10 protein-coding genes and 1 pseudogene are annotated in these 13,412 nt (G+C 37.4%); 1 reads left to right on the top strand and 10 read right to left on the bottom strand.

Annotated features, from left to right (window positions below; translation table 11 throughout):
* Positions 1-23: 23 nt before the first annotated feature.
* The 3 genes from QN089_RS04735 to ahpC form a co-directional block, all read right to left on the bottom strand.
* Complete coding sequence (locus QN089_RS04735; RefSeq protein ID WP_285216057.1) at positions 24-749, bottom strand: transposase; 726 nt, start codon at positions 747-749, stop codon at positions 24-26.
* Positions 750-1,025: 276 nt separating this feature from the next.
* Positions 1,026-2,576 (bottom strand): alkyl hydroperoxide reductase subunit F, encoded by a 1,551-nt coding sequence (gene ahpF, locus QN089_RS04730; RefSeq protein WP_285216413.1) that lies wholly within the window; start codon positions 2,574-2,576, stop codon positions 1,026-1,028.
* A 276-nt stretch (positions 2,577-2,852) separates the two neighbouring features.
* Complete coding sequence (ahpC, locus tag QN089_RS04725; protein WP_068454340.1) at positions 2,853-3,416, bottom strand: alkyl hydroperoxide reductase subunit C; 564 nt, start codon at positions 3,414-3,416, stop codon at positions 2,853-2,855.
* Between the two features lie 510 nt (positions 3,417-3,926).
* Between ahpC and QN089_RS04720 the strand changes: the two genes are divergently transcribed.
* Complete coding sequence (locus QN089_RS04720; RefSeq protein WP_285216056.1) at positions 3,927-5,030, top strand: ABC transporter ATP-binding protein; 1,104 nt, start codon at positions 3,927-3,929, stop codon at positions 5,028-5,030.
* Positions 5,031-5,142: 112 nt separating this feature from the next.
* On the opposite strand, the gene QN089_RS04715 is transcribed toward QN089_RS04720, so the two are convergent.
* From QN089_RS04715 to panB, 7 genes and pseudogenes are all read right to left on the bottom strand, one after another.
* Positions 5,143-5,691 carry an NUDIX hydrolase gene (locus QN089_RS04715; RefSeq protein ID WP_087680176.1) on the bottom strand — a complete coding sequence of 183 codons (549 nt, stop codon included), beginning with the start codon at positions 5,689-5,691 and terminating at the stop codon, positions 5,143-5,145.
* 64 nt (positions 5,692-5,755) lie between these two features.
* Entirely contained in the window at positions 5,756-6,685 is a 930-nt protein-coding gene (gene epsC, locus QN089_RS04710) for a serine O-acetyltransferase EpsC (RefSeq protein ID WP_068454346.1), read from the bottom strand.
* Between the two features lie 178 nt (positions 6,686-6,863).
* Complete coding sequence (gene asnS, locus QN089_RS04705) at positions 6,864-8,159, bottom strand: asparagine--tRNA ligase (RefSeq protein ID WP_285216055.1); 1,296 nt, start codon at positions 8,157-8,159, stop codon at positions 6,864-6,866.
* Positions 8,160-8,267: 108 nt separating this feature from the next.
* Positions 8,268-8,750 carry a cell wall elongation regulator TseB-like domain-containing protein gene (locus tag QN089_RS04700; RefSeq protein ID WP_285216054.1) on the bottom strand — a complete coding sequence of 161 codons (483 nt, stop codon included), beginning with the start codon at positions 8,748-8,750 and terminating at the stop codon, positions 8,268-8,270.
* Positions 8,751-8,780: 30 nt separating this feature from the next.
* Positions 8,781-11,555 carry an ATP-dependent DNA helicase DinG gene (dinG, locus tag QN089_RS04695; protein WP_285216053.1) on the bottom strand — a complete coding sequence of 925 codons (2,775 nt, stop codon included), beginning with the start codon at positions 11,553-11,555 and terminating at the stop codon, positions 8,781-8,783.
* A 181-nt stretch (positions 11,556-11,736) separates the two neighbouring features.
* Positions 11,737-12,567 carry a pantoate--beta-alanine ligase gene (gene panC, locus QN089_RS04690; protein ID WP_141272611.1) on the bottom strand — a complete coding sequence of 277 codons (831 nt, stop codon included), beginning with the start codon at positions 12,565-12,567 and terminating at the stop codon, positions 11,737-11,739.
* Positions 12,564-13,401: pseudogene (gene panB, locus QN089_RS04685) on the bottom strand (3-methyl-2-oxobutanoate hydroxymethyltransferase). The gene panC and the pseudogene panB overlap by 4 nt, the downstream one beginning before the upstream one ends.
* Between the last annotated feature and the right edge of the window lie 11 nt (positions 13,402-13,412).

Below are 13,412 nucleotides of genomic sequence, written 5' to 3'. Positions count from 1 at the left end.
GTGTCTAACAAATGGGGTGCAGTTCACTTCGCTTTTGGAAACAGTTCTTGTATGCGTTTTTCATATCCGGCATTCATATCAATCGTAATGGTTTTGACCGAACAGCGTTCACGATAGCTGTAACGCGTGTAGAAATGGTTCTTAATATGAAAACTGAAGCGACTCGGTAAAATATCCAAAATCGTGCCGGTTTGGGCATCAATGTATTGAAAAGCCATGCGCCCTCTGGCGTATTTAAATTCATCGAACGACAGGTTTTCCGGGAGTCGATTCGTTGGTTTCAAGCATTCGTTCGCATACGCTTGAATAAAGCGTTGTACAGAAGACACCGAAATCATCGCATCTTGGGCAATCAACGTGATGGATTGCGCTTCGGTCGCTTTCATCGTAACGCGTGCTTTCGTTTGATTGGAAATAAAACAATGGCGATCGACAATAGACGAATGCGCCACGAAAGTACAGGACCAGCTTTTACAAAAGAAACGCTGCTTTTTCAGTAAAAGGAAGGTACGATGCACCCCCGTGAGTGGCAGCGTGATGCGAGAGGTTTGTGTCCCGTTTTTAATCACGGAAAAGTGTTCATTTTTCATACCACAAACCGCGCAATGGGTCGGTGTATAGGTAAGTGTAGCGGAAATAAATTTACATACCTTTCCTCTATATTGCTTTATTTCCACGCATGCATCGGAAAAAGTGATGTTTGGGTCTTGTATATCTAGTAAATTTTTAATATCATGAGTAGTATGCAAGTGAGTCTCTCCTTTAGTATGGGTTTTAGTCGACTTTTATTCTATCGGGAAACTCACTTGTTTTCTATGGTTTTATATAAAAAATAACGCTAGTGAAGTTCCAGCACCGATCTCATGTGAGCTCGGTGCTTTTTTCTTCACCAACGTTATTTATTGTAGAGCCCAAAAAACTGGAATCGCGCCACAGCACGATTCCAGTTTTTTTATGCTCATATAGGATAGTATTTTTTACACTTATGTCCAGCCTATTTTCTAATGCTTAACTATGGAAAAGTATTATACTTCTACTAACTCTTCTGTATGACGAATTAGGTAATCAAATGCGCTCAATGCCGCTGTTGCACCTGCACCAATTGAGATAACGATTTGTTTATAGGCACTATTTGCACAGTCACCTGCTGCAAACACACCATCGATATCTGTTGCTCCATTACGATCTGTAACAATCTCTCCACGTTCATTCAATTGAACAGAACCTTCTAGGAATTCTGTATTTGGTAATAAACCAATTTGAATGAATACACCATCAAGTGCTACATGATGTTTTTCTTTCGTTACAGCATCGATATATTCAATACCATTCACTGTACGATCACCTGTAATTTCAGATGTTAAAGCATTCGTGATAATTGTTACATTTGGTAAACTACGTAAACGTTCTTGTAGAACTGTATCTGCAATTAACTCACCTGTGTTTTGTAGAAGTGTTACATGGTTCACAATTCCAGCTAAATCGATTGCTGCTTCAACGCCTGAGTTACCGCCGCCTACTACTGCTACATCTTTACCTTTGAATAATGGGCCATCACAGTGTGGACAATATGCTACACCTTTATTTTTAAATTCTTGCTCACCCTTTACGCCTAATTGACGGTAGCGAGCACCTGTTGATAGAATAACAGTTTTACTTTTTAAAACTGCACCATTTTCTAATTCAACTTCGATTAATTGTTTCTTCTCAATATTTTTCACACGTTGTGCTTTCATCACATCAACTGGATAATCTAATACATGTGCTTCAAGACTTGCAACAAATTTTGGACCTTCTGTTGCTTTTATACCGATAATATTTTCAATCGACATTGTATCATTTACTTGTCCACCGAAGCGTTCTGCAACAATTCCCGTACGCACACCTTTACGTGCTGCATAAACTGCTGCACTTGCACCTGCTGGACCTCCACCTACTACTAACACGTCAAATGGTTCTTTATCATTGAATTCGGCAGCATCAACTGTAGAACCTAATTTATCTAGAATATCATCTAATGTCATACGACCACCTTCAAAGAAATCCTTATCACGGTAAACTGCTGGTACAGCCATGATTTCTTTTTCTTCTACTTCTGATTTGAAAGCGCCGCCTTCAATCATTGTATGTGTAATATTTGGATTTAATACAGACATAATATTTAACGCTTGAACAACGTCTGGACAGTTATGACATGTTAAACTAACATATGTTTCAAAGTTCATTGGCTCTTTAATCGCTTGAATACGTTTTACTGTTGATTCATCAATTTTTGGTGCACGGCCACTTACTTGTAATAACGCCAGTACAAGCGACGTGAACTCATGACCAAGTGGTAAACCTGCAAAAATAACACCTGTATCTTCACCTACACGATTAACGCTGAAACTCGGTGTACGTTCTAATTCTACATGTTCAATTGTAATACGTGGTGACATATCATCTAATGTTTGAACAAGTTCTAACATATTTTTTGATGTTTCATCTTCGCCCACATGTACTTTTAAAACTAAGTCTCCTTCTAACATGGCAAGGTATTGCTTTAGTTGTGTTTTAATTTGATCGTCTAATAACATAATTGAAACTGCTGCTTTTTTCACTTCTAATTATATGTTTCCATCATTTTTTTGCACAAAAGTGATGGAACTATATACGTTGAATGCCCTCTTTGACAGCAGTATTTTCACCTCTTCATTTCGTTTCAGGTAGGTAAGAGAGTGATGCCAAACCATAAAACGATTCATTTTTCCGTACATTTATGCAATTTTGCTAAAAACAGAGCGACAAATACCAATCTGTAGACTGATGTTTGTCGCTTGTCTAGTGCCCTATATGACTACAGTGGCGTTAAATTAGATTTTACCTACTAGGTCTAGGCTAGGCGTTAATGTTTCTTCGCCTTCTTTCCATTTCGCTGGGCATACTTCACCTGGGTGGTTACGTACGTAGTTAGCTGCTTTAATCTTGTCGATTAATTGAGAAGCGTTACGACCGATACCATCATTGTTGATTTCCATAGTTTGTACTACACCGTCTGGATCGATTAAGAAAGTAGCGCGTTGTGCAAGACCTGCTTCTTCGTCTAATACGTCGAAGTTGCGAGAAATTGTGTGTGTTGGGTCACCAATCATTGTGTACTCGATTTTAGAAATCGCTTCTGAATGATCGTGCCAAGCTTTATGTGTGAAGTGTGTATCAGTTGATACAGAATATACTTCAGCACCTAGAGATTTTAATTCGCCGTATACAGCTTGTAAATCTTCTAGTTCAGTTGGGCAAACGAATGTAAAGTCAGCTGGGTAGAAGCATACTACAGCCCATTTACCTTTTAAAGTTTCTTCTGATACTGTTTTGAATTCACCGTTTTGGAATGCTTGTGCAGTGAATGGTGCGATTTCTTTATTTACTAATGACATATTCAATTCCTCCTAGATATATAATCAATTATTAATAATAAATCCTTAATTAGAATTATTATTGTTTACATTAAAATTATCATACAAAAGGCTTTCAATGTCAACCCTTATACATATATCTTAACAAATTTATTCATTCATTGTCCAAGAATATAGTAAAACCAAGTGTTTACAGTCATTTCCCACTCTGAACAACTTTGTGAGACTTTTCACGTAAGCTACTAGTGAAATAGTGAACATACTTGATTTTACGCATTTTCCAAAGTTTTATATACATCTTCTATATCCTTATAAATTGTCATATTTTAGACGTATTTTACACATTCTCATTCACTAACCAATGTAACCTCTATTTTATGTACTTTTGCCCACTTCCATCTCAATTAAAAGCTTTTACTCGTTTAATTGAGAATAAAAAAATGTCGTAATTAAAATTACTGCTATTTCAAAGGTACTTTGACTATAATAGAATACGAAATGTATAGAATTTAAACATAGAGGAGATCTATGATGGCTGAATTAACATTACAAAATATTTATAAAATTTACGATAAGAAGGTAACGGCTGTAACGGACTTCAATTTAGCAATTCAAGATAAGGAGTTTATTGTTTTTGTTGGGCCATCTGGCTGTGGAAAATCGACAACACTTCGGATGATTGCAGGATTAGAAGAAATTTCAAAAGGTGACTTTTACATTGATGGGGAACGTGTAAATGATTTACCACCAAAAGATCGCGATATTGCGATGGTGTTCCAAAACTATGCGCTCTATCCACATATGACGGTTTATGAAAATATGGCATTTGGCTTAAAACTGCGCAAACTACCAAAAGAAGAAATTAAACGTCGCGTATCTGAAGCAGCGAAGATTTTAGGGTTAGAAGAATATTTAGAACGAAAACCAAAAGCATTATCAGGAGGTCAGCGTCAACGTGTGGCACTTGGTCGTGCGATTGTACGCGATGCAAAAGTATTTTTAATGGATGAACCCTTATCGAACTTAGATGCTAAATTACGTGTACAAATGCGTGCAGAAATTATTAAGTTACATCAGCGTTTACAAACCACTACAATTTATGTAACGCATGATCAAACAGAAGCGATGACGATGGCGACACGTCTTGTTGTAATGAAAGACGGTCTCATTCAACAAGTAGGTTCACCAAAAGAAGTATATGAAAAACCTGTGAATGTCTTTGTTGCTGGCTTTATTGGCTCACCAGCTATGAACTTTTTCAAAGCGCGTATTCAAGGTGATTTTGTACAAGTGGGCATATTACAGCTACCATTGACTGCAGAACAGCGTACTTTGCTACACGACAAAGGTTATAACGAGCAAGAAATTATTTTAGGAATTCGTCCAGAAGATTTTCATAACGAAGAAAATATGCTAGAACAACTACCAGAACATACTGTTCAAGTGAAGATTGATGTAGCTGAATTAATGGGTGCGGAATTTATGATTTATGCGCAACTAGAAGAACAAAACTTTATCGCACGTATTGACGCAAATGAACAGGTGTCATCCGGACAAACATTATCACTTGCGATTCAATTACAAAAAGCACACTTCTTTGACGCAACAACAGAAATGCGCATTACAGCTGAATAATTTTTTTAACAGGCTGGGACAAACATTTCACTTCCCTTTTTATCGCAACGAAAAAACTGGAACCGCACCACAACACGGTTCCAGTTTTTTTATGCCTAGTCTGTTTCTTATTTTACTTCATTTGTGCAATGATTTTATTATAAATCGGTAGCATATGTTCTTCTTTACAATATGTACTCAATTCATCAAATGGAATCCACGCCACATCACTATTTTCCTCTTCACACACAACAAGTGCCGCTTGGTCATCTGCTTCAACTAGATACGTGACGTTCATATGTAAATGCTCTGATACATATTGCCCTTTTTTCACATGCCCTAAAACCGTTAGTTGCTCAATCGAAATAGGCTCTTGTTGAACAGGTTTTGCTTCTACCCCTGTTTCTTCTTGCACTTCTCTTAATGCAACAGCTAAAAAATCTGATTCACCATCCGCATGTCCTCCTGTCCATGCCCATGACTGATAAATATTATGATAGACCATTAATACATGTGTACGTGCTTGATTCACGACAAAAGCTGAAACTGTCATATGTGCAATTGGGTTTTGACGCGTTAAAACATCTGGAAAATGTGTGAATGCATAGCGAAATGATGCTAAGTCTCGCTCCTCTTGTTCATTCACAGGTTGGTATTGTAATAGCTTTTCTTGCCAATTCATTCGTTGACTTCCTTTCATAAAAAAGAAGGAGGTATGGTAGCTGAACTACCCCTCCTTACTTTTTTTAAATTTCATATTCAATATTTACAGATTGGTTAATACTTGGTGAAGGTTGTGAATGGTATACGCGCGAATGTGGCACAACAGAATGTGTTAACCAAATGTTACTACCTAGTACGGTATCATGACCAATTTTTGTTTTGCCACCTAAAATCGTTGCACCCGCATAAATCACGACATTATCTTCGATGTCAGGATGACGTTTAATTCCTTTAATTGGATTGCCTTCATCGTCTAGTGGGAAGCTAAGCGCACCTAATGTTACACCTTGATAGATTTTAACATTGTTACCTATTGTACATGTTTCACCAATTACAACACCTGTACCATGATCGATGAAGAATGAATCGCCAATGGATGCGCCTGGATGAATATCGATTCCTGTTAATTCATGTGCATACTCTGACATAATACGTGGAATAATTTTCACATCTAATTTATATAGTTCATGCGCAATACGATGAATGCAAATCGCTTGAATAGATGGGTAACTCAGTAGAATTTCTTCTGTTGATGTTGCAGCAGGGTCGCCATTATAAGCTGCTTGAATATCTGTCTGTAATGTACGACGAATTTCCGGAAACTTGTTCATCAACTGAATAACAATTTGATCTGCTCGTTCACGTGCAACGTTTTCACATACATCTTCATCTTCTTTATTATAAAATAGCGCTTTTTCTAAAATATCACGTAAATCAAGCGCTGCTTTTCGTAAATTATTACTAATTGCGACATTCAGACGCACTTCATCAATCGGTTTTTGATCATAGATTCCTGGGAATAACGCAATGCGGAAACTTTCAATGACACGATAAATGCGGTCGCGTCCTTTAAAACCAATTGAATTTTCTAAATCAAAATAGTCTTGATTGATTTCAATCAAGTCATTTGAAATTTCAGGTACCTTTGTATTTAACCAATCATTTAATTCCATAATACAAAATCCTCCTCATCTACTCTAAAGCGTATTCATTACGCTCACTCATCTTTGTTCTATTTTAACGCACAATGTACAGTGTTCCAACTAAATTGTTTTTTATTTTTATAGCATACTTTAATTCTCAAAAGAAAAAGCTCATATGACTTAACATCACATGAACTTTCGTCTTCTATTATGGGTAAATACGGTTTAATAAACGTGGGAATGGAATGGTTTCACGCACGTGTTCAGCACCTGTTACCCAAGATACTGTACGTTCTAGACCTAGACCGAAACCTGAGTGTGGTACAGAACCGTATTTACGAAGTTCTAAATACCAGTTGTATGCTTCTTCATCTAAACCATGTTCTTGGATACGTTGTTTTAATAAATCATAGTCCCAAATACGCTCAGAACCACCGATAATTTCACCGTAACCTTCTGGCGCGATTAAGTCTGCACATAGCACGACATCATCGCGGTCTGGATGTGGTTGCATGTAGAATGGTTTAATGTCTTTTGGATAGCATGTAATGAACACAGGTAAATCAAAGTGATTTGCAATCGCTGTTTCATGTGGCGCTCCGAAATCATCGCCCCATTTAATATCATCAAAACCTTCTTTATGAAGGAATTCAATGGCTTCATCATATGAAATACGTGGGAATGGCGCTTTTACTTTTTCTAATTTGGAAAGGTCGCGACCTAAAATTTCTAATTCTAGTTTGCAGTTTTTCAATACAGATTGCACGATATACGATACAAATTGTTCTTGTACTTCTAAGCTCTCATCATGTTCCACAAAAGCCATTTCTGGTTCAATCATCCAGAACTCGATTAGGTGACGACGTGTTTTTGATTTCTCAGCACGGAATGTTGGACCGAATGAGAATACTTTCCCTAATGCCATTGCTGCTGCTTCTGCATATAATTGACCTGATTGTGATAAGAATGCATCTTCATCAAAGTATTTTGTATGGAATAGTTCTGACGTACCTTCAGGTGCTGAAGCTGTTAAAATTGGTGGATCCATTTTAACGAAGCCATTGTCATTAAAGAATTCGTATGTTGCACGAATTAATTCGTTACGCACTTTCATTTTTGCATGTTGTTTTTTTGAACGTAACCATAAGTGACGGTTGTCCATTAAGAACTCTGTACCATGCTCTTTTGGTGTGATTGGATAGTCGTGTGATTCTGAAATCACTTCGATGTCCTTCACTTGTAATTCATAACCGAATGATGAACGTGTATCTTCTGTTACTTCACCGATTACATATAATGAAGTTTCTTGATGAAGACCTTTTGCTGTTGCAAACATTTCTTCAGAAACTTCTGCTTTTACAACAACGCCTTGTACAAATCCTGTACCATCACGTAATTGTAAGAAAGCAATCTTACCGCTTGAACGCTTATTTGCAAGCCAAGCGCCAATTTTTACTGTTTCGCCAACATATTTTGGCATTTCTTGAATTGTAATTTTTTTCATGGGAATCCTCCATCACATCTGTGATTAAGTAAATAGTTGCCTATCTACTTCTTGATTTATTCTCTTTTATTATATACAAAAAACGAGAGCATTTCTATTTTCGAAATATTATAAATTCGTGATTTTTTTCCACCATTGACCTGTTTCAAATACCACATAAACATAATTGAGCTCATCTCGGTTATTTTCGAATGCTACTTCCCAAACGGGACCTGGCTTTTCAATACCTAAATGGACATGAAGCACTTTTTTTACTTTTTGTCCTTCAGTAGCTATCTTAATCGCTTCTTTTTCTGTAACACCTTTTGACAATTCAATGACTTCTTTTTTAGCTTTTGATTGATCTTGATTCAAAACCACGGCTGTTGATTGGTTCTTATCATTTTTACCAATAACCGTAACATAGTGGTTTGTACTGTTATATACATAAGATTTATCAACTGTTTTTAATAATCGTTCCTTCAACACAACATCTTTCGCTTCTTGTGTAGCACTATGGTAAGGGGCATACGCTTTAATTGTTACAAGTACTGTTAATACAACTGCTAACATGACGAAGAAGATGGCGAAGAATTTAATCCAACTTTTCATTCCATCACCTAAACCTTTAATTGTTTTTGCTTATTTATTATACCAATCTTCTAAATCGAAGACTAGTTCACTTAGTGATACATGGCGAACTTCCACATTTGGTAATGCACGTAAAAAATCGGGTCCATATGATTTCGTTTCGATTCGACGATCTAATACGATGAATGCACCTTTATCTTGAGAGGATCGAATTAATCGTCCGAAACCTTGCTTAAAACGTAGGATTGCTTCGGGTAGGGATAGTTTATAAAAGGCATTTAAACCTTGCTGTTGCATTTTATCTGCTTTTGCTTTAAAGAGTGGTTCTTCTGGCGCTGAGAATGGTAAACGAACGACAATGACAGCTGATAATGCGTCTCCTGGTACGTCGACACCTTCCCAAAAGCTATTTGTTCCAAATAAAACCGAGCGCTCAAAACGCTGGAACATCTTTAATAAACGCATACGACTCCCTGTTGAGATACCCTGTGCAAAAATCATGTAATCCTCTAATGCACCAATTTCTTGAATTAAATCGACGGTTTTACGTAGCATATCTTGCGATGTGAAAAGAACGAAACAACGTCCTTCCGTAGCAAGTACAGCTTGTGTCACTGCTTCTGCTACTGCCTCAATATAAGCAGATTGTGGCACTTGTTGAATATCTGGCATATCGTCCACAATATACATGTTAGCACCTTTATAATAATGTGCTGGTGCTTGGAATTGATAAAGAGCTACTTCTCTTGATAATCCTAGCTGATCCGCAATAAAGCGTGGATTTCCTGGTACAGTTAGTGTACCGGATGCCCAAATAATTCCGTCTCTTCCTCTAAATTGATCAAATGCTTGCGTAATATGGTCGGCAATTTGAATCGGACGGTCGTAAATTTGAATGCTATTTGGCAAACTTCTACGATCTGCTTCAATCCAAGACGTTCGATTTTGCTCATGTACATTGAAAATCGCGCGCCATTGTTCAAGTAATTGTTGTAAATCACGTAACCAATATTCCCAATCTGTCAGCCATACACGTTTAGAAGGTTCTAAATCATCTTGGTAACTTTTAAAAATACGCGTAACCTCATGCGCTAACTGTAACCACTGTTCCATCATATGACCGACTTCTTCTAATAAAGGTTGCTTCAATGTGAGTGTATTTAAAAGAATTGTCTTTTTTTGTGATCCACCATGAGACGCAGATAAATTCATACGACTTACGAGATGATTCATCGCATGCTCGAAAACATCAATCATGTCAAAGAATTGATTTTCAAGCTTGGATAAATAGCGAAGTGGCACACGATCTGCTTGTTGTAATAAACGATAAAATGCATGGTGTAGCGCACGATCTTCAAAATGACCAATCTGACCAAAGCAATATTTAAAACGACGATATGCAAATACTTTTTCTTCTCGCATTGTCGCTGCTTGAATCATCTGATGTCCTTCATCCAAAATAAATCCGCCGACTTGCTGCACAATTGGTGTTTCACGTTCTAAATCAGCCAATAACATCGCATGATTTGTAATAATTAGTTCAGCTTCTTCACATGATTTCATCGCTTCCAAATAAAAATCAAATGCATTTTGTTGCTTTGTTTCTGCAGTTGTACTTGTACGACGAATTCGGTCGAGTACAGTACGTCCTCCACCCGAAACATTCACTTCATTCAAATCACCTGTTGAAGAGATAGCGAGCCAAACGAGTACTTGCATTTTCACAAAATTCTCATCATAACTATCTTCTGTAATCACAAGCGATTCAATAAAACGGTCGAGATCAATATAATGTTCCATACCTTTTAAAACAGCAATTCCAACATCACAACCCAATAATTCTTTCGCTTTTGGTAGTTCCTCTTGAATGAGTTGGTCGAGTAAATGAGATGTATACGTACTAATAACAACTGGTTGTTTTTGCTGCTTTGCAAAAACAATACTTGGAATCAAATATGCTAATGTCTTACCAATACCCGTAGATGCTTCTGTTAAAATTTCGGTACGATGTTGTAGGCTATTCCACACCGTATCCATCATATTAAATTGACCTTCTCTTACCTCAAAGTGTGTCATCACTTTTGAGAAAAGTTGTGTCTTTGCTTCTGTACTTGCTGGATAAATTACAGGCTCCGCATCAATTTTTTGTTGTTGAGGTTGTAAAATCGGAACCCCACGATATAAAAAATGGTGCTGTAATTGAGAAGATTTCGTTCTTTTTATTTGGAGTGCCTCAAAAAATAAATGTGCTAAACCTGATTTCAATTTAAACGAACGCGTATGTAGATGCTGAATCGTTTCAAGCGGCAAAGACATTAACTGTTCAAAACACTTCTTCAATAATCGCGCTGTTGCCATCGCATCATCATCTGCGCGATGCGCGTTCTCTAAACCAATATTTAATTCAAGAGCAATTTCTGAAAGTTTATAACTATAAGCCGTTGGATAGAGTATTTTTGCCAACTCTACTGTATCCATACTTTTACCAAACCATTTTGGTAAACCACAGCGCTTAAATTCTTCTTGTAAAAATGGTAAATCAAAGTCGATATTGTGTGCGACAAACACACAATCCTGGAGCATGTCATATACTTCATGGGCAATCGCTTCAAAAGGTTGTGCATGCTTAACATCTTCTTCTTTTATATGCGTTAAATCTTGAATGAAATGCGGTATTTTTCGTTTAGGATTGACGAAAGAGGTATAGGTCTTTTCAATTTGCCAATCTCTCATAAATACAATAGCGATTTGGATAATACGATCGCCTTGCTTTGATGAATGCCCAGTCGTTTCTAAATCAACAACTGCATACATTTGACTCTCCATGTTCTTCACGTCTTTCAAATCATTTTATTATAGACATCTTTCAATAGTACGTCCTTTATTTCATACAGACGATTTTATCATACTTAAGATAGCTGTGGGTAAGTAGAACCTTTATTTTCTATTGCGAACTTCATAGAAAAAGGCTCTCACATTCATTTGCGAGAACCCTTTGTCTATTCTGTTAGTCAAATAATTCATTATCAATCAAACGGACATTTGAAAAGCGAATCGCTGCCATTAAAATTTTTCGTTCATCAGCTTTAGGAGCTCGTTGCAAATCTGGGTAGGCAAGATATTCAAGATACTCTACTTTTGCAGAAGTTTCTTCGATTTTTTTACGTGCTTGCTCTAAGACAATCGCTGCTTCTTCACCGTCTTGTAAGCGTGCCTTTGCAAGTGTTAGTGCTTGCGATAAGACAACCGCTTCTTGACGTTCTTCTGGCGTTAAAAAAACATTACGTGAGCTTTTAGCTAGCCCATCTTCTTCACGTACAATTGGAACAGGTACAATTTCGAGCGGGAAGTAATAATCACGTACGAGCGTTTCAATCAATGCGAGTTGTTGCGCATCTTTTTGACCAAAATAGGCACGTGTCGGTTGAACGAGCATGAATAATTTTGAAACAATTTGTAGAACACCATTAAAGTGACCTGGTCGACTTGCACCACATAAAATACGTGAAGCAGGACCTGCATCATATGTAATGCCGCCATGACTTCCATAAATTTCTTCGACGGAAGGCGCAAAGATAAAATCTACTTGCCAATCTTCACACTTCTTAGCGTCTCCATCTAAATCACGTGGATAGCGATCGAAATCTTCATTTGGACCAAATTGCGTAGGGTTTACAAAAATACTTACGACTACGACATCATTTTCTTGTCGCGCTTGTTGAATCAACGTAGCATGCCCTTCATGCAAAGCCCCCATCGTTGGTACTAATCCAATGGAATGAATTGCAAAAGGTTGAAGTACTTCTTTTAGTTCCGCTACGGTTTCAATAATTTTCATCCTTTTTTGCCTCCATATAATGAAATCGATTGGTTTTCTTTCAAATGAAAACTTTGCTCATCACTTGGAAAAACACCTGTTTTTACTGCTTTTTTATACTTGGCAATACCTAGCTCAATTTCAGCACCGACATCTGCAAATTGTTGTACAAATTTAGGAATATGATGGTGCCCATAATGTAGTGCATCATGGAATACGAGCACTTGACCATCCGCTTCATTTCCTGCACCGATTCCAATCGTCGGTACATGTAGCTGCTGATTAATTTCAAACATCATTTGCTTCGGAATACATTCAAACACAATCGCACAGACACCTATTTCTTCGAGCGCTTTTGCATCACGCAAAATTTTTTCTGCATCTTCTTGTGTTTTCCCCTGTACTTTATAACCACCCAATACAGCTGCTTGTTGTGGTTGCAGCCCTAAATGTCCTACAACTGGAATCCCTGCTTCAATCATTAACTGAATCGTTGGCAGTAGATTCCCTGCACCCTCGACTTTTAATGCGTTCGCACCTGTTTCTTGGAAAACACGTACAGCTACTTTTAATGCCTCGTACGGATCGCCATGATAGCTACCAAATGGTAAATCAACAACCATAAATGTATCTTTAGCACCTCGGCGAACTGCTTTACCATGATGAATCATATCTTCTACTGTCACTTGAACAGTCGAGTCATATCCTAAAACAACCATTCCTAAAGAATCACCTACTAAAATCATATCGACTTCTTGCTCTTCGGCTAATTTAGCCGATGGATACGTAGGCTGTAATCATCACAATCTTATCCTGTTTTTCTTTCATTTTTGGAAAATCTGCAACGCTTTTCATTGTTACCCTCC

The organism is Kurthia sp. YJT4 (assembly GCF_030219945.1).
Taxonomy (GTDB): Bacteria; Bacillota; Bacilli; order Bacillales_A; family Planococcaceae; genus Kurthia; species Kurthia gibsonii.
This window is presented reverse-complemented; position numbering and strand designations above follow the sequence as displayed.